A 20505-nucleotide genomic window follows, 5' to 3' on the forward strand; every position below is an offset into this window, starting at 1 on the left:
TTGTCTTCTGGAAGGTCTGTCGCTAGGCGGCGGCAACCGCCTTCAGAAACCGGTCGACCGTTTCACGAAGTTCAGTCGACCGCTCGTTAACGTCGGTCGAAGCACCCAGAACCTGGCTTGCGGAAGAACTCGTCACCTGGGCTTTTTCCGAAATCGACACAATGGTTTGCGCGACATCCTGTGTGCCCCGTGCAGCATCCTGGACGTTGCCCGAGATTTCGTTAGTAGCAGCACCTTGCTGTTCAACTGCAGCTGCAATCGTTCCGGTGTACTCGTCGACCTTGCCCATGGTGTCCGTGATACCGGCAATGGCAGAGACCGCTTCCTTGGTGGCAGCCTGAACTTCGGTGATCTGCCCTTCGATTTCCTCGGTTGCCTTCGCCGTCTGTGTCGCAAGTTCCTTGACTTCCGAAGCAACGACCGCAAATCCGCGACCGGCCTCTCCGGCCCGCGCAGCCTCAATGGTCGCGTTGAGTGCAAGCAGATTGGTCTGTTCCGCGATCGCGGAAATCAGGTTGACCACATCGCCGATCCGCTGCGCCGATTCGGCCAGGCCTTCGATCTTTGTGTTGGTATCAACTGCTGCCTGGGACGCGCTGCGCACGATCTCGGTCGTCGACTGCACCTGGCGCCGGATCTCCTGGATCGACGCAGACAGCTCTTCGGACGCGGACGCGACTGTCTGAACGTTCGTCGAAGCGGTCTCGGAGGCGGCGGAGGCATTGGTCGCTTCATGGGCAGTTTCGTCTGCAACCCCGTTCAGGTCTTCGGCGGCAACCCGCATTTGCTCACTGTTGCTGTAGACTGCATCAAGCATCTGCGTGACGTCCGTCCGGAACTCCGAAATCAGCTCGGCGACCGCCGCGGACTGACGCTCCTGTTCAAGCGACGTTTCTCGCTGCGCCATCTCAAGGCGTTCACGTTCCAGGGCGTTTTCACGAAAGACGCTGACAGAGGCGGCCATAGCACTGATTTCGTCGTTGACCGATTGCGTGGGAACGTCAACGCTCGTATCGCCGCCCGCGAGCTTGTCCATGATCTCGCTAAGGGACGAGATCCGCCCGGACAGACCACGTGCGAGCAACAATCCGAAAAGCCCCGCCACGACGGCACAGGCAAGTGCCATCGCAATAATCCAGTTCCTGAGCGTGCTCAGAGGCGCCAGCACCTCGTTCGCTCCCTGGACGACGACGACGGCATATTGCTGACCAAAGGCCGAAATCGGGACAATTGCGGCAAACACATCCTGACCGTTCAGGTCGTTGATGCGCGTGAAAGTGCTTTCCCCGCCCATCGCGGCAAGGATTTCCGGAGCAGCATATCGATCGCTCAGGATTTCAGAGGCATCAGGCGAACGCAGGCTGTCATTCATTGCAAGACCAGCTTGGTTGACCAGGAGCGTATCGCCAGTGTCTCCAAGTCCGGAGAACTTGCCGAGCAGCGAAGTGACTTCCTCGGTGGGTGCCTCGTAGACCGCAAGACCAATTATTTTTGAGCCGACCGAGATCGGTGCAGCCATGAAACCGGTCGGTTCGTTGTCGCGCCCGGGGTAGTTCACCGGGTCATAGACCAGAAGCGTATCCTGTCCGCCGGAAACAATTTTTTCGTAAGCATCGGCCAGTGGCGTGTCCTGCCACTCTCCCGATTGCAGATTTACGCCAAAGTCGTGAAGCTTGCGGGCACTGTAGATCACCTCGCCGTTCAGGTTCACAAGCTTGAGATCGGGAAACTGGTTGGCATCGGCAAAGTCACGCAGCGGCGTGTGGTGCTTTGCATGCGCCTTGTCGTAGGGCTTTCTTCCCGCCTTGACGAGCTGATCTCTTTCCCCGGGAAGGTGCGGGTTGTCCGTGACGTAGATTTTTGTCAGGACTTGCGAGGCCTTGTCCTTGTACTTCGCCCATGCACTTTCGAACGCGCTATAGGACGCGCGAAGTGTTTTGCCTTCGACGTGTCCTTCAATCGTTCGTTGCTTGCCGCTGTAAAACTCCAGCAAACTGTCGCGGCGGCTTTCCGCCAGCGCCATCAATCGTTGCTCTGCTTGTCCGCGCACGGTGTTTGCGCTTGAAACGTAACTTGCAATGCCCACACCGGCAGAACAAAGAAGCGCTATGCCAAGCACGAGCGCCGGAAGTTTTGCTGCAACTTTCACAGAATTCTCCAGAATGTTGCGGGAAGGCCGTGCCTTCCCGCATGTCATGATCAGAGGTTTTCGACGTTGACGCCGAATGTCACGGCGCCGATTGTTTCGCCGCTCGCCGGATCGACAACCGGAACGCTGACCTGACTCTGAAGTGTCTGTGTGCTGTCGTCTTCTTCAAGTTCGCTGATATGGACGGCACCCTTGCCGACCGAGTAAGTTTCCTGCCACTTGGCTTCGTCACCCTGCCAGTAATCGGAGGTGACTTCGCTCTGGCCGACATTGAGGCCTTTGGCGTCCATGACGAAGATTTCGGTAAAGAGACCGTCGCTACCTTCCTGCACGCCGGCAAGATGGACGGACAGGTCTTTTTCCATGACCGCATCGATCATCGGCTGGTCGACTGCCTCGGCTTCAGCACGCCAGGTGGTGTCCAGTTCGTCGATCTTTGCCTGCTCGTAAGCACCAGTCTCGCCATTTTGCGCCTTGACGGCTGCAATCACCTCGGCAGAAGACGCAATCTCGGCGATCTGTCCGGATGCCAGAGACTTGAGTTCGGATTCAAATTCATTCGCGGTTGCCGCACCGGCAAAAAGCACACAAAACGCTGTTGTATAGAAGAGATGCTTCATCATTCACTCCCTAGGTTATTCCCGGGAACAGATTTGCGCAGCCGAATTAAAAATCAGTGTATGCATTATCTTATTCTTGAATCATCTCACGATTTTATCCGCATCATGCGAATTATACTGAGAAGTACAGTAGTATTATTTTTTCAATTATTCAATTTTTGATTGTATTTTTCAATCAAAGGGAATAAGGGGTGGGAGCACCCCTTATAATTGCACGTCATTTCACCCGCCCTGGCAAGCTGAGATCACCTGAGGCGATGTCAAACACATCGGCGACACACAAGAGTGGCGCGTGGATGTTCTGGTTGACGCGAAGGGCCGATGTGACCCCGTCATAGGATATGGTCTCAACAGGCACCGTATCCTCAAACGCGACATTGATCGTGATTTCAGGCCCATCCAGAACCGGTGAAAATCCGGGGCTGTCGATATAGATCGGCAATCCCGGCCAGGTCGCGGGCATCTTTGGCCGGGCGTTATCCGGAATATCCAGAACCGACAGCGCTCCGTCGCCGCACTCATTCGTCTGGGCCAGCACGACCCAGTGCGAATGCCAGACGGCTCCGTCATTTGCCAGGTCACCGTCACCGTCTTCATCGAACAGCGGCGTGTCGTCAAAGTCGGGATGACTGGTTGCAACAAGCGCCAGGATGCCGTCGGCCCCTTCAAATCCGACGCTTTCGGGAGGCAGAGACGTTGGCCACACATAAGCCTCAACCGGCGCGCCCGCCAATTGGCCCGCTTTTTCCGGGACGGTGGCGCCCGCAGTCCCTTTCAAGGTCATGTGAAAGGTCACGATCCTGCCGTCACGGTGAACGTGTGCAGCAAGAATGTCGTAGTTTGCATCCACCGCAGTGTTTTCGGGCGAGAGGACGGCGTCTTCCTGGTGAAGCGCGTGATGTTCGTGGCCACCTCCGGCAAACGCTGTCGCGGACAGACCGGCCAAAATCAAACTTCCAAGGATTGGTTTCAACATGGGAATTCTCCAGTTCGAGGATGCTTCTCTTTTAGTAGCGACTCGAAACTATTGCAAGTTTAATTTCGACTCGCTACATTCAAGTCATGAAGGAACCAAATCATTTGCGTGTGCTTAGGGATCTGATTGACCGGGTGTCACGCCTCAGCGCCGCAGAAGACTGGAACGGGCCTTTGAACCCGTCCCAGTTCGCAGCACTTGCCTATCTGGCGAGAGCCAACAGATTTTCGCGTGCGCCATCCCACGTGGCGGACTACCTGGCCACGACTCGTGGCACCGCCTCCCAGACGCTCAAGGCGCTTGCCCGCAAGGACTTCATCGCCGAAGTGAAATCTGAGACGGACAAACGCAGCATTCGCTATGATGTAACGGACACCGGAAAATCATTGCTGGACGCCCCTTCAGGCGTGACCGACGCTCTCGAAAGTCTTCCCAGGAAGACCACGGACGCGTTTGAGAGCGCATTGAAGGACCTGATCCGGGAGATCTTGAAAAAGCGTGGTGGCAGAACCTTTGGAATGTGCCAAACCTGCAGGCACCACCAACAATCGGATGACGATCTGTTTTGCAGCCTTTTGAATGTTCCGCTCTCGGCATCCGACGCCGTTGAAATCTGCCATGAACACCAAGCCGCCTAGGAATACCCATGTCATGAACGAAAACTGGAAAATTATTGGCCTTTATCTGGGAGAACCGGAGCAACGCTGGGAAGGAAAAGCACCTTCCGCGATCCGCAAGACGCAGGCTGTTGGAGAAGTTCAGATCACGCAAACCGGTCTTGTGGGCGACAAGCAGGCGGACATCGAGGTGCATGGCGGTCCCGACAAAGCCCTGCACATTTATCCCTCTGAGCACTATCGGCACTGGCGCGAGGCTTTTCCCGATCATCAGCAAAAGTTTCACGCAGGCGGGTTCGGCGAGAACATCTCAAGTGCCGGCTTCACCGAAGAAGATCTTTGCATCGGCGATATTCTTGCTGCCGGATCGGTGCGCGTCCAGATCACACAGGGCCGTCAGCCGTGCTGGAAGCTCAACCTTCACACCGGCAACCCGGCCATGGCGGCGGCATTCCAGAAAACCGCCAGGACAGGCTGGTATTTCAGCGTCCTTCAAACCGGCATTCTCGAAGCCGGAGACAAGCTGGAGCTGGCCGAGCGCCCCTGCCCCGACTGGAACCTCAAAGACGTGATTCATGCCAGGTTCAATCCACGGCTGGATCCGGCCATCGCAAAAGCTCTTGCGGACCTGAAGGAACTGGCAGAGCCCTGGCGCGCCGCTTTCGCCAAGAAAGCCGATCCTGACTACCGGGAAGACACGTCCCGCAGGCTTGAATCCTGACAAAATGGGCCGTGATGACGGGTCACTCTTGCGTCCCTGGCGCTTTTCCGTTATACGCGCGCTCGCGCCTGCACCCCTGGAGGAGGCGCTTCTGGACCGACCCCGGACAACTCAAGTCATCCTGACACGGTGGTTCGCCGGTCCGTTATCATACACTCAAGGAGTTTCCCATGGCTGCCAGCTATGAGCTGAAGGCGTCGGCACGGGACCGGGTGGGCAAGGGGGCCGCACGGGCACTGCGTCGCGAAGGCCTTCTACCTGCCGTAATCTACGGCGACAAAAAACCGGCCCTGCCGATCACCATTCCGGTGAAAGAAACCACGATCACCCTGCACAAGGGCGGTTTCACTGCACAGATCGGCATCATCAACATCGATGGCGAAAAGCACCAGGTAATTGCGAAGGACTATCAGCTGCACCCGGTGCGCGATGACGTTCTTCATGTCGACTTCCTGCGCGTTGCCAAGGGTGCGACCCTCACGGTCGAAATTCCGGTTCAATTCCTCAACGAAGACGACAGCCCGGGCCTCAAGAAGGGCGGCGTTCTGAACATCGTCCGTCACACTGTTGAGATGACTGTTCCGGCCGATTCCATTCCAGAAGGTCTGGAACTCGATCTGGCCAATGCCGATCTGGGCGACAGCCTGCACATTTCCGCCGTCACGCTGCCGGAAGGCTGCCAGCCGACGATTACGGATCGTGATTTCACGATCGCGACGATCGCTGCACCGGCAGTCATGAAAGAAGAAGACGACGAAGCCGTTGAAGGCGAAGCGGAAGAAGCGACAGCAGCGGCAGAAGAAGAAGAAAGCGAATAAGCTTTGCTTCTGTGATAGAATGACTGGAGGCGGTTTCCGCCTCCAATCCAAAGCAGCCGGCATCGGCTGCTTTTTCGTTTCAAGCATGATCTTGAAGGTGCGTGATGAAACTGATCGTCGGTCTCGGCAATCCCGGAGCCAAATATGCCGGTCATCGGCACAATATCGGCTTCATGGCCGTCGACGAAATCCATCGGCGCCATTCCGGATTTCAGCCTTGGCGCGCCCGTTTCCAGGGCCAGGTGTCCGAGGGACGTCTGGGGTCCGAGAAGGTCCTTCTGCTCAAGCCGTCGACCTACATGAATGAATCCGGCCGTTCCGTTGGCGAGGCCATGCGGTTCTTCAAGCTCGAACCGGAAGACATCGTCGTTCTTTATGACGAACTCGACCTGCCGCCGGCAAAGTTCCGCATGAAAAAAGGCGGAGGACATGGCGGACATAATGGCTTGAGGTCGATCAGCGCCCACATCGGGCCTGACTATCGCAGGCTTCGTCTCGGCATTGGTCATCCGGGAGACAAGAAGCTTGTGTCGAACTACGTGCTCGGCGACTTTGCGAAACGAGACAGCGACTGGCTTGACCCGCTTCTGTCGAATATTGCTGACTTCGCGGACCTGCTCGCGGAGGGAAAAGACAGCCAGTTTGCCAACAAGCTGACGCTCGCCCTGGAACCGGAAAAGGCACAGCGGAAGGACACGGCTGCCAAGTCCGGATCTGAAACGCCCAAATCTTCGAAACCGAAGGGGCAAAGTCATATCCGCCAGGCGCGTCAGAAAAAACCTGTCGATCTTCCGAAATCCGGTCCCATGGCGGATATGCTCAAGAAGCTCCTGGGCGGCAAATAGCAACCGTCGGCGCACTCCTTGATTCTACTTATACGCGAATAAAAAGTGTGATTCGCGTCACAAAATCGACACGGCGCTGCCGCAATCTAAAGCTCCCTGCATATTTTTATCGGGAGATTTTTTATGTTTAGATCTTTTTTTATTGCTGCAATTTCAATGACTTTTGCGGCGCCCGCTTCTGCTTTCGTCAAGCTTGACGGGTATTTCATTGCCGAAAAGACCTGTGAAGCTTTCCAGAGCAAGAACAAACAGACCAATCCGGGCGATATCACCACACTGCCCCGCATGGCTTATGAGATGCTCGGCATCAACAAGGAGGGCGGCGACTATTTCCAGGTCACGGTCGACGGCGCACCGGTGACGGAGTCCCGCTGGGTCAGCACCTCCTGTGGCCTTCACGTTGTGGCGGCTGACACAAGGACGAGCGGGACCGACGTAAATGACACGGTCACCGATGATGTCGTCATTGATCAGACAGGCACGGAATCCATCGACAACCTGCTCACGCTGAGCTGGCAACCCGCCTTTTGCGAAACACGGCCAGGCAAGAAAGAATGCCGGGACCTCAATGACGGCCACCTGCCCCACACGACCCGGCAGCTTTCGATCCACGGACTGTGGCCGCAGCCCAAGGGCAACGACTATTGCGGCGTTCCGAACAACATCCGCAATCTGGACAAGCCCGACAATTGGCACCGCCTGCCCGCCCCCGAAATCGATACGGAAACCGCCGACGCGCTGGAAGCGGCCATGCCCGGCTTTGCCAGCTTTCTGCATCACCACGAGTGGATCAAGCACGGCACCTGCTACTTTGGTGCAGGCGGCGCGGACGAATATTATGATGACACGCTGTACCTGACCGGTCTCGTCAACGGCTCTGCCGTGGGTGACCTTTTCTTCAACAATGTCGGCAAGGAAATCACCGGCGCGGAAATCAGGGCCGCTTTCGACACCAGCTTTGGCAGCGGCAGCGGTGAGCGCGTTCTTATCAAGTGTAAGTCGGATTCAGGCCGGACGCTGATCAACGAAATCTGGCTCAGCCTTTTCGGAACAATCAGGCTGGACTCCGATCTCGGCGAACTGATGCGCGCAGCGGATCCGACCGGCATGGGCTGCAAACGCGGCGTTGTCGATCCGACCGGGCTACAATAGTCCTCGTAGACGGACCTCCACAGGAAGGACATGCGGAGCGGCGGAAAAACGCTCCGCACACCGTTAGGGTACGGACCCATAAATGAAGCCGAGGACATCGGCCAAGTCTTGACCTGCCGACCGCGCTCGGGCATGTAGCGCTGCGACAGTTTCAGACACGAACCGAAAGCAATCTCCCATGGGATTCCAGTGCGGCATTGTTGGACTGCCGAATGTCGGCAAGTCCACGCTTTTCAACGCGCTCACCAAAACCGCAGCGGCCCAGGCCGCCAACTATCCGTTTTGCACGATCGAACCGAATACCGGCGAAGTCGCCGTTCCCGATCCGCGTCTTTATGCAATTCGCGACATTGCCGCGTCCAAGGAAGTCATCCCAACACGGATCACCTTCGTGGACATTGCAGGCCTCGTCCGCGGAGCCTCCAAGGGCGAAGGTCTTGGCAACCAGTTTCTCGCAAATATCCGTGAAGTCGACGCCATCGCCCATGTGCTGCGCTGCTTCGAGGATGACGACATTACCCATGTCGACGGCACGATCGATCCGCTCGCAGATGCCGAGACGGTCGAGACCGAACTCATGGTCGCCGATATGGAAAGCCTTGAGCGCCGCATTGCGCCTCTAAAGAAAAAGGCGACCGGTGGCGACAAGGAGGCCAAGGCGGTTCTGCCGCTCATGGAGGCCGCTCTCGCTCTGCTGCAGGACGGCAAACCGGCCCGCCTTCTGGAAACGGCAGATGCCGAGGAAGCCAGGATGCTGAAGGGCCTGAACCTTCTGACGTCCAAACCGGTCCTTTACGTCTGTAACGTGGACGAAGCCTCTGCTGCTGACGGCAATGCCCTGTCGCAGAAAGTCGCTGAAATGGCCGCAAAGGAAGGCGCTGCTGCCGTTGTCATTTCCGCCGCAATCGAAGCGGAGATCTCGCAACTCGACAAGGAAGAGCAGGACGAATTCCTGGAGACGATCGGTCTTGAAGAACCGGGCCTCGATCGCATGATCCGCGCCGGCTACGATCTCCTCGGTCTGATCACTTACTTCACCGCCGGTCCGAAGGAGACCCGTGCCTGGACGATTACCGAGGGAACGAAGGCACCCGGTGCCGCCGGAGTGATCCACACGGATTTTGAACGCGGCTTCATCCGGGCCCAGACAATCGCCTATGATGATTATGTGTCTCTTGGCGGTGAAAACGCGGCCAAGGACGCAGGCAAGGCGCGCGACGAGGGCAAGGAGTACATTGTCAAGGACGGCGACGTGCTTCTGTTCAAGTTCAACACCTAAGTCGCGGCACTGGACGGCAACCTCGGCGGTCCGGTCTTTGGGCGCTTGCAGGCTTGATTGGTTTTTTGCGCGTCCGCGACTGTCGCCCCCATTAGAACAAGGAAAACCCCGATGGTTTCCCAACGGGGTTTTCTTCAGCTTCTATCGAGGCCCATCAGCATGAGCGGGTTCGGACCTTTCTGGTCCTGCCATTTTGCGGCTCTCACCGATCCGTGTTTCTCTGTCGGTTCAGACCGCTGACCGTTGTATTCCTTCACCAGGCGGTCGATGTCGTAATATGAGTATCCAATAGGTTCCATTTCATTACTCCTTCCATTCGTTGCTGAATGAAAGGTGGGAAGTGGCCATGTCCGATGCCTTTCCGGCGGGTTACAATCCGGTCAGAAAAGCAAAAAACTTGAAGCCGCCACTGCAAGAAAAAACCCGCCGTTACAGGCGGGTTCTTTTCATCAGCTTTGTCAGCGGCCCAGACCCAGCATTGTCAACGGGTTCCAGTTCCCCAGTTTGAACATGTCGCTATTTTCGGCCTTCCGCGTTTGCGCCGACCGGTGCTTTTTCTGCGCTTCGCGTTCAATCAACATCCGGTCAAGCGCGTAGTAGGAATATTCGCTTGGTTTCATTTTGATCACTCCCATGGTTTGCACATGAAAGAGATATGGTTCGGCAATATGGGCGGCGGATTTCCGAGAGATTAAGCTTTGGACATGTTCAGGAGAGATTCGCCTTGAAGGTCAGAAACACTCAATGATCCGGTTGACCCGGCGAGAACCGCAGTTCGATCTTGAGGCCCGGGTTTTTTGGTCCCGCATCGGAATTGTCCGTGACGTAAATCTGTGCCCCGTGGAGAGTGGCGATCGTCCGGACAAGAGCCAGGCCAAGCCCTGAGCCAGGTGTTGTCCGGCTTTCTTCAAGCCGGTACATCGGTTCGAACACCCTGTCTCGATAAGCCTCGGGAATACCCGGACCGTTATCAGAGAGCGAAACGCTGTTGGCGTTTGCAACGAGTGTCAGGCGTGTCCCTTCAGGGGTATGTTTCAGGCTGTTTTCAATCAGGTTCGCAATCGCCTGGAGCAGGAGCCGCCGATCCCCGGCAATCTCGGCCGTCTTTCCCGCCTTGAGTTCAAAATGTCTTCCGCTGTCCTCCACGACCGCACGGTAGATCTCTCCTGCTTCTTCAGCCAGCCTGGACAGGTTGAGCGTTTCAAAGCGCCGCCGATGCTCTCCAGTTTCCAGCTCGGCGATGCGCAGCAGTGCTTCAAAAAGAGCAATCATTTCATCCGTTTGAGCGAGGGCTTTTTCGACGGCACCCGTGTCTCCGGGCGTCTTTTCAATGGCTTCTAGCTGCGCCTGCAAGCGCGTCAGGGGTGTTTTGAGATCATGAGCAATATTCGCCGTCAGGTTCCGTGTTTGCCTCAGCAGTATTTCCAGGCGTGCGGTCGTCCGATTGATATCCCGTGCAAGACGGTCAAAGTCGTCGTTCCCACCGGCAACCTCGACCCGTGCGCTCAGGTCACCGCCGGCCACCCTTTCAAGAACGCCGGAAATCGTGCTGAAACGTTTCTGGGCGCGCCAGCCCAGAAACCCGCCAATCGTGACCATGACCACAAGCGTCGCGCCGCCCGAGACGGCAAAGATATTGATCAGAACCTCAAGGTAGTCGTCCTTGTCATCCAGGTTCGTGCCAACCACCAGGACCCCACGTCCAGCATCGACAGTGTAAACACGCCAGACACCGTCCAGATCGTCCTTCGGTTTTTTGCCATCCAGTTTGACCGTGTCGTATCCCGTTCGCGCACCGAGAGGTTTCGGAAACAGACCACGTTCTTGCTCATAAATGGCGAACCGGTCTTCCGTTTCATAAAACAGAGCGCGGTTCAGGCCGTTGGTTTCTATGCTGGTTGAGATCTCGTCCGCGCGGCTCTCAAGTTCCGCGTCAATTTGAGCGCTTATCTCGCGGTCAACGAACAGGATCGAGGCCAGTCCGGCAACGACAACGATCAAAAGAAAAACCAATGTCAGTTGCACGGCCTGCCGCAGAGCCGACATGCGCAACAAAAGACGTATCCGGTTTATCAATGACACGAAGGCGATCTCCCGTCAGCGTTCGAGGGCCAGTTGAGGGTCAGGTTTCAAACACGTATCCGGAGCCACGCTTCGTTCGAATGAGCGTGTCCGAAAATGGTTTCTCGATCTTGGCGCGCAAGCGGCTGATATGGGTTTCAACCACACTGCTCGTGGGATCGAAATTGATGTCCCAGACGCGTTCGAGCAGCATTGCGCGTGTCAGAACCCGGCCCTCGTTACGCATGAAGACTTCAAGGAGCCGGAACTCCTTGGCATTCAGATCGATCTTCGTCCCCTGCCGGGTGCAGATCTGTTTGAGCAGGTCAAGTTCCATATCTCCGGACACCAGCTTTACAGGTTCTGACTGCGCGGCTGGTGCGCCCCTGCGTCCGAGCGCGTTGATCCGTGCCAGCAACTCGCTCGACGCAAAGGGTTTGGTCAGATAGTCATCGGCTCCTGCTTCCAGTCCCTCGACGCGGTCTTCAACCGCTTCCATCGCCGTCAGAAACAGCACTGGCGTCGCGTTCTTGGACGCCCGGATCGCCTTCAGGACGGAGAGCCCGTCAAGGTCGGGTGTCATTCGGTCAAGAACGATGACGTCGTACTCGCCCGTGGTTGCACTCACCAGAGCGTCCCGGCCGTTGGCTATCCAATCGACCACGTGCCCGGCGTCGCTCAGACTGGAATGCACCCACTCCCCAATTCCCTCGTCGTCTTCCAGCAGCAGTATTTTCATCGCACGTACCAGGTTTTCCGTCCCGCATGGCGGTTTGTCCGCTTAGCTGTACAGGGCCGTTTCGTCTTCTGGAAACGAAAACGCGTTTCTTTACAAAAATGTAAATTTCGCGCCAGAGGCAGGTAAACCGAACCGCCTATCTCTTGCTCACCGGACGGCAGAGGCCACCGGGCAACAGCCAAGAGGAAACAATTATGAAAACCACCGCCAAAATCATCGCCGCCAGCGTCATCGCCGTTGGATTGACCGGAACGTCGCTCGCAATTGCAGCGCAGGGCACCACTGAAAGCGCTCCCTTGAAGTCCGACCTGTCGATCGAACAGGTTTCTGAAATCGCTCTGAAGGCACAAGACGGCACAATTGAAGCCATCGAACTGGAGCGGGAAGACGGCAAGGCAGTCTTTGAAGTCGAAATCAGGTCCGCGGCCGGAGAAGTTGAAGTTCTGATCGATGCAGCGACCGGCGACGTCATCTCGACCGAGCTGGACGATGACGACGACGACAAAAGCTGACAACGCCTTCGTGATGTGGCGGGCACTGTCCCGCCACCCGATTTTCCCCGACAATTCTGAACATGGAGACTGGAATGAACCATCTGAAGTCAATTGGTGCCACTTGCAAACAGGGAATTCGTCGCTTTGGCGCTGCGATCGCCGGCTTCTTCGCGCTGGTCGCCGGCTGCCTGGTTTTGTCGGCGTTCGCCACGCTTGGGCTCGCAGTTCTGGGGGTCGGCGCCGTCGCAATGACAACGGCAGTCTTGATCGGACGAATGTCCCCGAATGCCGACCGGGAGGCCGTGTCCGCCTGATCCGAAATACGGCGCCCAAGACCTGAACAAACGAGTGCTCGGCCCGGCATTAGTCCGGGCAGGAGCAACTTCAGGGCTCGTTCTCTGGCGAATCTTCGGAAATCAGCCTAAAACACTGCGGTAGTGATTTTCGTCCGCACAGGCCGGCTTCCCAGTGACTTTTGACCAAATTGCTTTGTTTGTTCTTTTCGGAATTGTCTTCGGGCTTCTGGTCTGGGGCCGCATCCGTTTTGATCTCGTCGCCTTCGCCGCCCTGATTGTCGGTGCTTTCCTCGGCCTTGTGCCATCGGACCAGATTTTCTCCGGCTTCGGCCATGCCGCCGTCATCATCATTGCCCTTGTCCTGATCGTCTCCAAGGGCCTGATGAATTCAGGTGCCGTTGAGCTGATCGCGAACCGGCTTCTGTCCGCCTCCCGAGCGCTCTCGGGTCACATCACACTGATGTCGGTCGTCGGCGCCGGACTATCCGGCATCATCAACAACGTCGCCGCACTCGCGCTCCTCATGCCACTGGATCTGGAAGCCGCCAAGAAGGCGGGAAGATCCCCTGGCCTGTCCCTGATGCCGCTTTCCTTTGCGACAATCCTCGGCGGCATGATCACCCTTATCGGAACCCCGCCCAACATCGTGATTGCCGAATACCGCTCCGACGCACTCGGCAGTCCCTTTTCCATGTTCGACTTTGCGCCGGTCGGGTTGACCGTGGCCGTGTGCGGCATCGCGTTTGTTGCTCTGTTTGGCTGGCGGCTGCTGCCGGCCCATTTCCGGGATAAGCCCAAGGAAGAAGGTTTCGCCGAAAGCCTTTATTCGGCAGAGCTGAAAGTCAGCAAGGTCAGCGAACACAATCCGGTTTCCGTCGGTGATCTTTATCCGGTTGCCGAAGACAAGGATGTGGTGATCATCGGTCTCATTCGGAACGGCCGGCGCATCAAGGGTTTTGCCAGACGGGAACCGATCAAGGGCGGCGACTTTCTTGTCGTCGAAGGCGACCCGAAGGCGATTGAAAGCTTCATGGGGGCTGCCAAGCTCGACTTTGCCGGTTCCGAACGGCACAAGGGCGGCCTGGGCGGCTCCGCACTTGCGCTGGTTGAGGCAATTGCCCCGGACAGCGCCCGCATCACCGGAACATCGGCCTTCAACATGCGGCTGCTTTACGGCCACGGTGTCACACTGCTCGGCATCTCGCGTGAAGGACGGCGCATCCAAAAGAGGGTCCGGCATGAAACCATCCGGGCCGGTGATGTGCTGCTTATGATCGGTACACCCGAACGGCTGGAAAACGCATGTTCCTGGCTCGGCGTCTTGCCGTTGCAGGGGCGACAGACAGGCATGATCCAGCGCAACAAGGCCTGGCTCGCGATCGCCGGCTTCATTCTGGCCATTGCGGTGGCAGTCGCGGGCCTTGCCTACCTGCCCGTCGCCCTGGCGGCATGTGTCGTTCTTTATGCCGCCACGGGACTGGTCAGCGGCTCTGAAGTCTACAATTCGGTGGAATGGAAAGTGATCGTGCTGCTGGGGTCGCTGATCCCGCTCGGACAGGCATTCGAAAACGCCGGAAATGCGCAGCTCATCGCTGACGGGATTGTCGCGTTGACGGCCGGAGCGCCCGCCTGGGTCACGCTCACCGTTTTGATGATCGTGACCATGACGCTTTCAGATTTCTTGAACAATGTTGCGACCTGTCTCATTGCCGCGCCGATTTCCGTTCAGATCGCCGGCACCCTCGGCGTCAATCCGGATCCCTTCCTGATGGCTGTGGCTGTCGCTGCGTCCTGTGCGTTCCTGACCCCGATCGGCCACAAGAACAACACTATCATCATGGGTCCTGGCGGCTACCGGTTTGGAGACTACTGGCGCATCGGTCTTCCCCTGGAAATCCTGGTGCTGGCAGTCTCCATTCCGGCAATTCTGGTGTTCTGGCCCTTGTCCTCCTGAGGTCAGGCAGCCGGCTTGAGCGGCAGGCAGATGTCTGTCAGGAGATCTGCAGGTGCGGTGTCGCGCGGGTTGTTGAGATAGACTTCCATGCACGGCGCGTCTGCCGGCTCCCGGCCCGACTGGGTGAGCCACTCACCGTAAAGCCATTCATAGGCCCACTTCATGTCCGCATAGGGGCCCTTGTAGTGCAAAACGGCATAGTCACCGCCGAAGGTCTCGACCGCTTCGAGCGGGGCCTCGATGGGGAAGCCTTCTGACACCGCAACACCGGCAGCCGACTGCAACTCGTCTTCCGGGACATGTGTCGGGTCGGAATAGTAGAGCCCTTTCATGGCGCCTGCCTGCCCCAGAAGATTGCGGCTCACCAGCACGCCAATGGCTTTTTCAAACGCTTTTCCAATCTCCATATAGGGCCCTTTGTGCGGGATAATGGCGAGGGTTTCGGTGGGAATGGATTTGATTTCAACCTGATGCATGAGAAGAGATCCTCTTGTACGTGGAACGGGAGCACCGCCATGAGCGGGCTGAAGACGGCCTTCCACACCTGCCTCGCGATAGGCCGAGGGAGATTGGCCGTAAACTTTCTTGAAACTGCGGCTGAATGCTTCCAGCGTGCTGTAGCCGGCGCGTGTTGCAATCTCTGCAACCGGCATTTTGGAATAGGTCAGGTCCGCGGAGGCCCGGTGCAGTCTGAGCCGCTTGACGGTGGCCACGATGGATTCGCCATAAGCCGATTGCCACACACGATGCCAGTGCCACGGCGAAAGCGCGGCAACTTCCGCAAGCACGGTCAAATCCGGATCTTCGTCAAGATGCGCGTAGATGTATTCGATTACTCTGGTAAAGCGACGCAAATAGCCGTCATCTTTGGATGAAATTGTGTGTTTCTCGTGCTGTGTCATCGGTGTGCCCTTGATTGGTGAAGGGACCCTAGCACCGCCCCATCTGACAAATCTTGCTGACTTGTGATCAGGAGGCTCTTTGTCCCTCCGGGGACCTCGCATATGGTCTCATCGCATCAACGGGCACGCGGAAAGTCTGACAAGGAAGAAGCAATGCGAATTCTGTTCACCGGTGGATCCGGAAAAGCGGGAAAACACGTGATCCCCTATCTCCTGAACAGGGGCCATCGGGTGGTGAATGTCGACCTCACCCCGCTCGACCATCCGGGTGTCGACAATCTGACGGCGGACATCACCAGGTCCGGCGAAATGTTCAACGTCATGACCAGCTACGCCAACTTTGACGAGCTGGAACCGGGCAAGGGTGTCCCCGCATTCGACGCCATCGTTCACTTCGCCGCCATCCCGCGCATCCTGATCCATCCGGACAACAAGACTTTCGAGGTCAACGCAATCGGGACCTACAATGTCATCGAAGCAGCGGTGAAGCTCGGCATTCGCAAGATCGTCATTGCGTCGTCGGAAACCACTTACGGCGTATGCTTTGCCGATGGCACCGTCGACCCGAAGTCTCTGCCTGTGGAAGAGGATGACGATGTCAATCCGATGGACAGTTACGGCCTCTCCAAGGTCGTCAACGAACAGACGGCGCGGTCTTTCCAGCGCCGGTCCGGTTTCGACATCTATGCGCTCAGGATCGGCAATGTCATCGAGCCGCACGAATATGACCGCTTTCCGGATTTCTTCGAAAACCCCGCTCAGCGCCGCCGCAACATCTTCTGTTACATCGATGCCAGGGACCTTGGCCAGATTGTCGATCTGTGCCTGAAAAAGGACGGACTCGGATTCCAGGTCTTCAATGCGGGCAATGACACGAATTCGGTCGACATTCCCAATCCGGAGATCCTTCGGCGCTTCTTCCCCGGTGTTCCGCTCAGCCGGGAGCTCGGTGAACATGAGGCCCTGTTTTCAAACCGGAAGATCCGGGAGGTGCTCGAGTTCAAGGAAGAGCATAATTGGCGGAAATACGTAAAGACCTGACACTCTTGCAGATGCGTCCCGGCGCATTTCGGTCGACGTCTCGTGTCTTTCAGAAGGCCCCCCGGTCATGCTACGACAGACAGCAGAGACCCTTCACTGAAGGCCGGTCCATCGGCCTTCCCATCCCGCACAATGCAGCACACATCCATGACGGCACCGATTTTTTTTGAGGATTTCACACCAGGATTGACGATCGCGCTCGGGTCAATCGATGTGAGCAAAGAAGACATCATTGAATTCGCCACTGAATTCGATCCGCAACCCTTTCACTTAAGCGAGGAAGCCGGCAAGGCCTCGATGCTCGGCGGCCTGGCCGCGTCGGGTTGGCAAACGGCCAGCCTGGTCATGAGCCTTCTTGCCACCAATCTTTTCAACAAGAGCACAGGCAGCGGATCACCGGGCATCAGCACCTTGAAATGGAAACAACCGGTTTTTCCTGGCGACAGATTGACCGCAAGTGCTGAAATCATCGGAACGAAGGAGCTGCGCTCCAAACCGGATCTCGGAATGGTTTTCATTCGCATCCGCGCCGACAATCAGGACGGCAAGGAAGTCATCATGTGGGAAAACCCCGTTCTTTTCGAAAAACGGGAGCCAAGCGCATGATCGCCTTTTTCGACGACATCACCGTCGGCGAGACCATGGATCTTGGCACTTACACGTTCCAGAAAGACGAGATCATCCGCTTCGCCGAAAAATACGACCCGCAGCCCTTTCATTTGAGCGAAGAAGGTGCTGCAAAAACCCATTTCGGCCGCTTATGCGCCTCCGGATGGCATACGGCATCAGTCTTCATGAAACTGTTCGTCACAAAAATGACCGCTCAGCAGTCAGAAGCGCGCGAGGCAGGAGTTCTTGCCGCCCGTATCGGCCCCTCGCCTGGCTTTGACGACCTGAAATGGATCAAGCCGGTCTATGTGGGCGACACCCTCACCTACACGCGGACAGTAACCGGCAAGACGGAAAGCCGCAGCCGGCCAGAATGGGGCATCGTCCATTCGGACATGAAGGCACACAACCAGGACGGCACGCTGGTATTTTCGTTCAAGGCCAACGTATTTGTCGAACGGCGGTCCAAATAGACCAGTCTGAAGGGCTGGCCGCGGGCTACAAGGCCCGCGCAAACAAAACTTCGTCGCGGATTTCGATACCGTAGTCGCCACGCAGGGGAATGCCGGGCTTTCTCTCGCGCTCCTGGTCGATGATCCCCTGCCGGATACGCTCAAAACGGAAGCCCCGGCGCTGGTAGAAACGGAATGCATCGAGATTGTCGTTGGAGGTTCTCACCGTCAATCGCGGCAAACCTTTGGAGCGCGCTTCCGTCACCACCGCATCGAGAAGCTGACTGCCAACACCGCCCCAGCGGTTGATTGAGTCGAGCGTCAGGATTTCCCATTCCTGCTCTCGCTTGATCAGGGTGACCATGCCCACCAGCTCTTCTCCGTCGAAAGCGACGTAGCCCGGGAGGCGCGACGCGTCGAACATTTCATTGTCGAGCATGATTTCCGGAGCAGTCCAGCGGTCAGTCAGAAGCTGACGCACAGCCTCATAGTCTCTGTCTTCCGTAGGGCGAATGATTACAGGCATTTCGGAGCTCCTAACGTCGGAATAACCGCGTTTCAAGAGGACTGCGCGCCTGCCATCGCGCGCGTTCCAGTTCCGGGTCGATATGGTCTTCTTCAGGATAGCCGACGCATAGATAAGCCACGAGGCGCCAGTTGCCGTCAACCTGAAGGATGTCGGACACCGCCGCCGGATCGAGGATTGAAACCCAGCCGACGCCAATCCCTTCGGTCCTGGCGGCAAGCCAGAAAGTATGGATCATGCTGACGGTTGAATAGGCGAGCGTCTCCGGCATGGTTGCCCGGCCAAGGCCCGCCCCCTGGGCAGGATCCTCATCGCTGAACACCGCCAGGTGGATTGGCGCGTTCCTGAGACCGGAGAGTTTCAGCTCGCGGTAATGCCGGGCTTTCTCAGGTTCATATTGTCTGGCAGCCGCATCATTTTCAGCCTCGAAGGAGGCAATGACGTTCGCACGTTTTTCCGGGCTGTCGACAACAACGATGCGCCAGGGCTGACTGTTACCGACAGACGGGGCAAGGTCCGCCAGCGTGAGAAGATGGTTCAGTACGCCGTCCGGCAACGGAACGGTTCGAAAGCGGCGCACGTCCCGGCGCCACTTCAGCAGCGTTTCAAACTCTCGCTGGAATTGATCTGAAAATTCCGGTCTCCCGACCGCCCCGCCCACGTCCTGATCCATGACTGGTCAGTGCCCGGGAAATTCCACCAGCGTGCGCACGGGAACATTCAGCTCTTCCAGCTTTTTGCGGCCACCGAGGTCCGGCAGATCGACGATGAAGCACGCCGCCTCGATATTCGCACCCATGGATTTCAGCAGCTTGCAGGCTGCCTCCGCTGTGCCGCCGGTGGCGATCAGGTCATCCACCAGGATAACGCGGTCGCCCCGCTGGATGGCATCCTTGTGCATTTCCATCTCGTCCAGACCATATTCCAGCGAATAGGCAATGCGGACAGTCTCATGCGGAAGCTTGCCTTTTTTGCGGATCGGGACAAAACCAGCCGAAAGCTGGTGCGCAACCGCGCCGCCCAGAATGAACCCCCTCGCCTCAATCCCGGCAATCTGGTCGACCTTCGATCCCGCCCAGGGCTGCACAAGTGCATCAACGGCCCGCCGGAAGGCGCGCGCGTTGCCCAGAAGTGTCGTGATGTCCCGAAACAGAATACCTTCTTTCGGATAGTCCCTGATCGTGCGGATCGAGTCGACCAATTCATCCTGGATCGTCTGTTCGGTCATCGAGCTCTCTTTCTTCGGCTGATCTTTCCGGCGCATGCCCCGACCGACGCTTATACCAAGTTTGCAAGCGGGTTCGAAGCGAATTTGCGACTATTAAAGGATTGCTGCTTTGGTTTTTCTCGGCCTCAGGAGGCCTTGTTCAGGATCCGGCCGGCAACCGCATCCAGCTTTGCCACAAGCGCCGGATCTCTCTTTTCCGGCGCGGTCATGAACGCGAACTCGAGTGCCGTGTCAGAGCCGGCGGGACAGGACTGATGCTCCCGAGGCAGGTCGCGCGCGACCCGTGCGACAAGGCGCTGTGCGTTTTCAGCATTGTCGTGCAGAACCTTGATGATTGCCTGAATGTCGACTTCGCCGTGATCCGGGTGCCAACTGTCATAGTCAGTCACCATGGCAACGGTCGCGTAACAGATCTCCGCCTCGCGGGCCAACTTGGCTTCCGGCATGTTGGTCATGCCGATCACGTCGCAGCCCCAGGAGCGGTAGAGATGGCTTTCGGCAAGCGACGAGAATTGCGGGCCTTCCATGGCAAGATAGGTCCCGCCCCTGGCATAAGCGAGATCCTCTGCCTCAGCGGCAGCAGCAACGGCATCAATGAGCTTCGGGCTCACCGGGGTCGCCATGGAAACATGAGCGACGCAGCCGGTTCCGAAGAAGCTCTTTTCGCGCGCGAACGTCCGGTCGATGAACTGGTCGACAAGAACGAATGTGCCCGGCGCGTGTTCCTCTTTCAGCGATCCACAGGCGGAAACCGACAGAAGATCTGTCACTCCGCATCGCTTCATGGCGTCAATATTGGCGCGGTAGTTGATGGTGGTCGGGGAGTAGACGTGGCCACGCCCGTGACGCGGCAGGAAAACGATCTTCAAGCCGTCCATGTCGCCAATCCGGACCTGGTCGGAAGGCGCGCCCCAGGGACTTTCAACCGTGACCCATTCTGAGTTCTCAAGACCCGGCAGATCGTAAATGCCGGAACCGCCGATAATACCAAGAACCGCATCAGCCATTGCCAAGTCTCTCCTGTAG

At 57.4% G+C, this 20505-nt stretch carries 24 protein-coding genes; 12 read left to right on the forward strand and 12 right to left on the reverse strand.

Annotated elements, in window-relative coordinates:
• Positions 1-22 precede the first annotated feature (22 nt).
• The 3 genes from RBB47_RS18370 to RBB47_RS18380 all read right to left on the reverse strand — a co-directional run bounded on the left by RBB47_RS18370 (position 23) and on the right by RBB47_RS18380 (position 3745).
• Positions 23-2149 carry a methyl-accepting chemotaxis protein gene (locus tag RBB47_RS18370; RefSeq protein WP_305987327.1) on the reverse strand — a complete coding sequence of 709 codons (2127 nt, stop codon included), beginning with the start codon at positions 2147-2149 and terminating at the stop codon, positions 23-25.
• Positions 2150-2199: 50 nt separating this feature from the next.
• Positions 2200-2772, reverse strand: a complete 573-nt coding sequence (locus tag RBB47_RS18375) for a hypothetical protein (protein ID WP_305987328.1) — start codon at positions 2770-2772, stop codon at positions 2200-2202.
• Between the two features lie 214 nt (positions 2773-2986).
• The gene (locus RBB47_RS18380) at positions 2987-3745 is read right to left on the reverse strand and encodes a hypothetical protein (protein WP_305987329.1); all 759 of its coding nucleotides are present in this window, start codon (positions 3743-3745) and stop codon (positions 2987-2989) included.
• An 86-nt stretch (positions 3746-3831) separates the two neighbouring features.
• Between RBB47_RS18380 and RBB47_RS18385 the strand changes: the two genes are divergently transcribed.
• From RBB47_RS18385 to ychF, 6 genes are all read left to right on the forward strand, one after another.
• Positions 3832-4383, forward strand: a complete 552-nt coding sequence (locus RBB47_RS18385; protein ID WP_305987330.1) for a MarR family winged helix-turn-helix transcriptional regulator — start codon at positions 3832-3834, stop codon at positions 4381-4383.
• 13 nt (positions 4384-4396) lie between these two features.
• Positions 4397-5083: an MOSC domain-containing protein gene (locus tag RBB47_RS18390; protein ID WP_305987331.1), complete on the forward strand. Its 687-nt coding sequence runs from the start codon at positions 4397-4399 to the stop codon at positions 5081-5083.
• 170 nt (positions 5084-5253) lie between these two features.
• Positions 5254-5901 carry a 50S ribosomal protein L25/general stress protein Ctc gene (locus tag RBB47_RS18395; protein ID WP_305987332.1) on the forward strand — a complete coding sequence of 216 codons (648 nt, stop codon included), beginning with the start codon at positions 5254-5256 and terminating at the stop codon, positions 5899-5901.
• 104 nt (positions 5902-6005) lie between these two features.
• Positions 6006-6746, forward strand: coding sequence for an aminoacyl-tRNA hydrolase (pth, locus tag RBB47_RS18400; RefSeq protein WP_305987333.1), 741 nt, complete (start codon positions 6006-6008; stop codon positions 6744-6746).
• Between the two features lie 123 nt (positions 6747-6869).
• Positions 6870-7898 (forward strand): ribonuclease T, encoded by a 1029-nt coding sequence (locus tag RBB47_RS18405; RefSeq protein WP_305987334.1) that lies wholly within the window; start codon positions 6870-6872, stop codon positions 7896-7898.
• A 178-nt stretch (positions 7899-8076) separates the two neighbouring features.
• Complete coding sequence (gene ychF / locus RBB47_RS18410; protein WP_305987335.1) at positions 8077-9177, forward strand: redox-regulated ATPase YchF; 1101 nt, start codon at positions 8077-8079, stop codon at positions 9175-9177.
• A 134-nt stretch (positions 9178-9311) separates the two neighbouring features.
• On the opposite strand, the gene RBB47_RS18415 is transcribed toward ychF, so the two are convergent.
• The 4 genes from RBB47_RS18415 to RBB47_RS18430 all read right to left on the reverse strand — a co-directional run bounded on the left by RBB47_RS18415 (position 9312) and on the right by RBB47_RS18430 (position 11977).
• Positions 9312-9476: a hypothetical protein gene (locus RBB47_RS18415; protein ID WP_305987337.1), complete on the reverse strand. Its 165-nt coding sequence runs from the start codon at positions 9474-9476 to the stop codon at positions 9312-9314.
• A 159-nt stretch (positions 9477-9635) separates the two neighbouring features.
• Positions 9636-9797 carry a hypothetical protein gene (locus RBB47_RS18420; RefSeq protein WP_305987338.1) on the reverse strand — a complete coding sequence of 54 codons (162 nt, stop codon included), beginning with the start codon at positions 9795-9797 and terminating at the stop codon, positions 9636-9638.
• Positions 9798-9918: 121 nt separating this feature from the next.
• Positions 9919-11259: a HAMP domain-containing sensor histidine kinase gene (locus tag RBB47_RS18425; RefSeq protein ID WP_305987339.1), complete on the reverse strand. Its 1341-nt coding sequence runs from the start codon at positions 11257-11259 to the stop codon at positions 9919-9921.
• A gap of 40 nt (positions 11260-11299) precedes the next feature.
• Positions 11300-11977: a response regulator transcription factor gene (locus RBB47_RS18430; protein ID WP_305987340.1), complete on the reverse strand. Its 678-nt coding sequence runs from the start codon at positions 11975-11977 to the stop codon at positions 11300-11302.
• Positions 11978-12171: 194 nt separating this feature from the next.
• Here RBB47_RS18430 and RBB47_RS18435 point away from each other — a divergent pair, with 194 nt between their 5' ends.
• The 3 genes from RBB47_RS18435 to RBB47_RS18445 all read left to right on the forward strand — a co-directional run bounded on the left by RBB47_RS18435 (position 12172) and on the right by RBB47_RS18445 (position 14721).
• On the forward strand, positions 12172-12489 hold the full coding sequence (locus RBB47_RS18435; protein ID WP_305987341.1) for a PepSY domain-containing protein: 318 nt from the start codon (positions 12172-12174) through the stop codon (positions 12487-12489).
• Positions 12490-12563: 74 nt separating this feature from the next.
• Positions 12564-12785, forward strand: a complete 222-nt coding sequence (locus tag RBB47_RS18440; RefSeq protein WP_305987342.1) for a hypothetical protein — start codon at positions 12564-12566, stop codon at positions 12783-12785.
• A gap of 154 nt (positions 12786-12939) precedes the next feature.
• Complete coding sequence (locus tag RBB47_RS18445) at positions 12940-14721, forward strand: SLC13 family permease (protein WP_305987343.1); 1782 nt, start codon at positions 12940-12942, stop codon at positions 14719-14721.
• Between the two features lie 2 nt (positions 14722-14723).
• Here RBB47_RS18445 and RBB47_RS18450 read toward each other — a convergent pair whose 3' ends face one another.
• Positions 14724-15623, reverse strand: coding sequence for a GyrI-like domain-containing protein (locus RBB47_RS18450; RefSeq protein ID WP_305987344.1), 900 nt, complete (start codon positions 15621-15623; stop codon positions 14724-14726).
• 153 nt (positions 15624-15776) lie between these two features.
• Between RBB47_RS18450 and RBB47_RS18455 the strand changes: the two genes are divergently transcribed.
• The 3 genes from RBB47_RS18455 (at position 15777) to RBB47_RS18465 (ending at position 17746) form a co-directional block, all read left to right on the forward strand.
• Entirely contained in the window at positions 15777-16664 is an 888-nt protein-coding gene (locus RBB47_RS18455) for an NAD(P)-dependent oxidoreductase (protein ID WP_305987345.1), read from the forward strand.
• Between the two features lie 147 nt (positions 16665-16811).
• Complete coding sequence (locus RBB47_RS18460) at positions 16812-17270, forward strand: MaoC family dehydratase (protein ID WP_305987346.1); 459 nt, start codon at positions 16812-16814, stop codon at positions 17268-17270.
• Positions 17267-17746, forward strand: coding sequence for a MaoC family dehydratase (locus RBB47_RS18465; RefSeq protein WP_305987347.1), 480 nt, complete (start codon positions 17267-17269; stop codon positions 17744-17746). Before RBB47_RS18460 ends, RBB47_RS18465 begins: the two co-directional genes overlap by 4 nt.
• Positions 17747-17771: 25 nt before the next feature.
• Here the strand turns inward: RBB47_RS18465 and RBB47_RS18470 are convergent, their stop codons facing one another.
• The 4 genes from RBB47_RS18470 to RBB47_RS18485 form a co-directional block, all read right to left on the reverse strand.
• Positions 17772-18251 (reverse strand): GNAT family N-acetyltransferase, encoded by a 480-nt coding sequence (locus tag RBB47_RS18470; protein ID WP_305987348.1) that lies wholly within the window; start codon positions 18249-18251, stop codon positions 17772-17774.
• 10 nt (positions 18252-18261) lie between these two features.
• A complete protein-coding gene (gene bluB, locus RBB47_RS18475; protein WP_305987349.1) occupies positions 18262-18924 on the reverse strand; it encodes a 5,6-dimethylbenzimidazole synthase in 663 nt (220 codons plus the stop codon).
• Between the two features lie 6 nt (positions 18925-18930).
• A complete protein-coding gene (locus RBB47_RS18480; protein WP_305987350.1) occupies positions 18931-19479 on the reverse strand; it encodes an adenine phosphoribosyltransferase in 549 nt (182 codons plus the stop codon).
• Between the two features lie 125 nt (positions 19480-19604).
• Positions 19605-20486, reverse strand: a complete 882-nt coding sequence (locus RBB47_RS18485) for an S-methyl-5'-thioadenosine phosphorylase (RefSeq protein ID WP_305987351.1) — start codon at positions 20484-20486, stop codon at positions 19605-19607.
• Positions 20487-20505 lie beyond the last annotated feature (19 nt).

Origin of the sequence: Roseibium sp. MMSF_3544, assembly GCF_030732845.1 — a bacterium.
In the GTDB taxonomy this organism is placed as follows: Bacteria; Pseudomonadota; Alphaproteobacteria; order Rhizobiales; family Stappiaceae; genus Roseibium.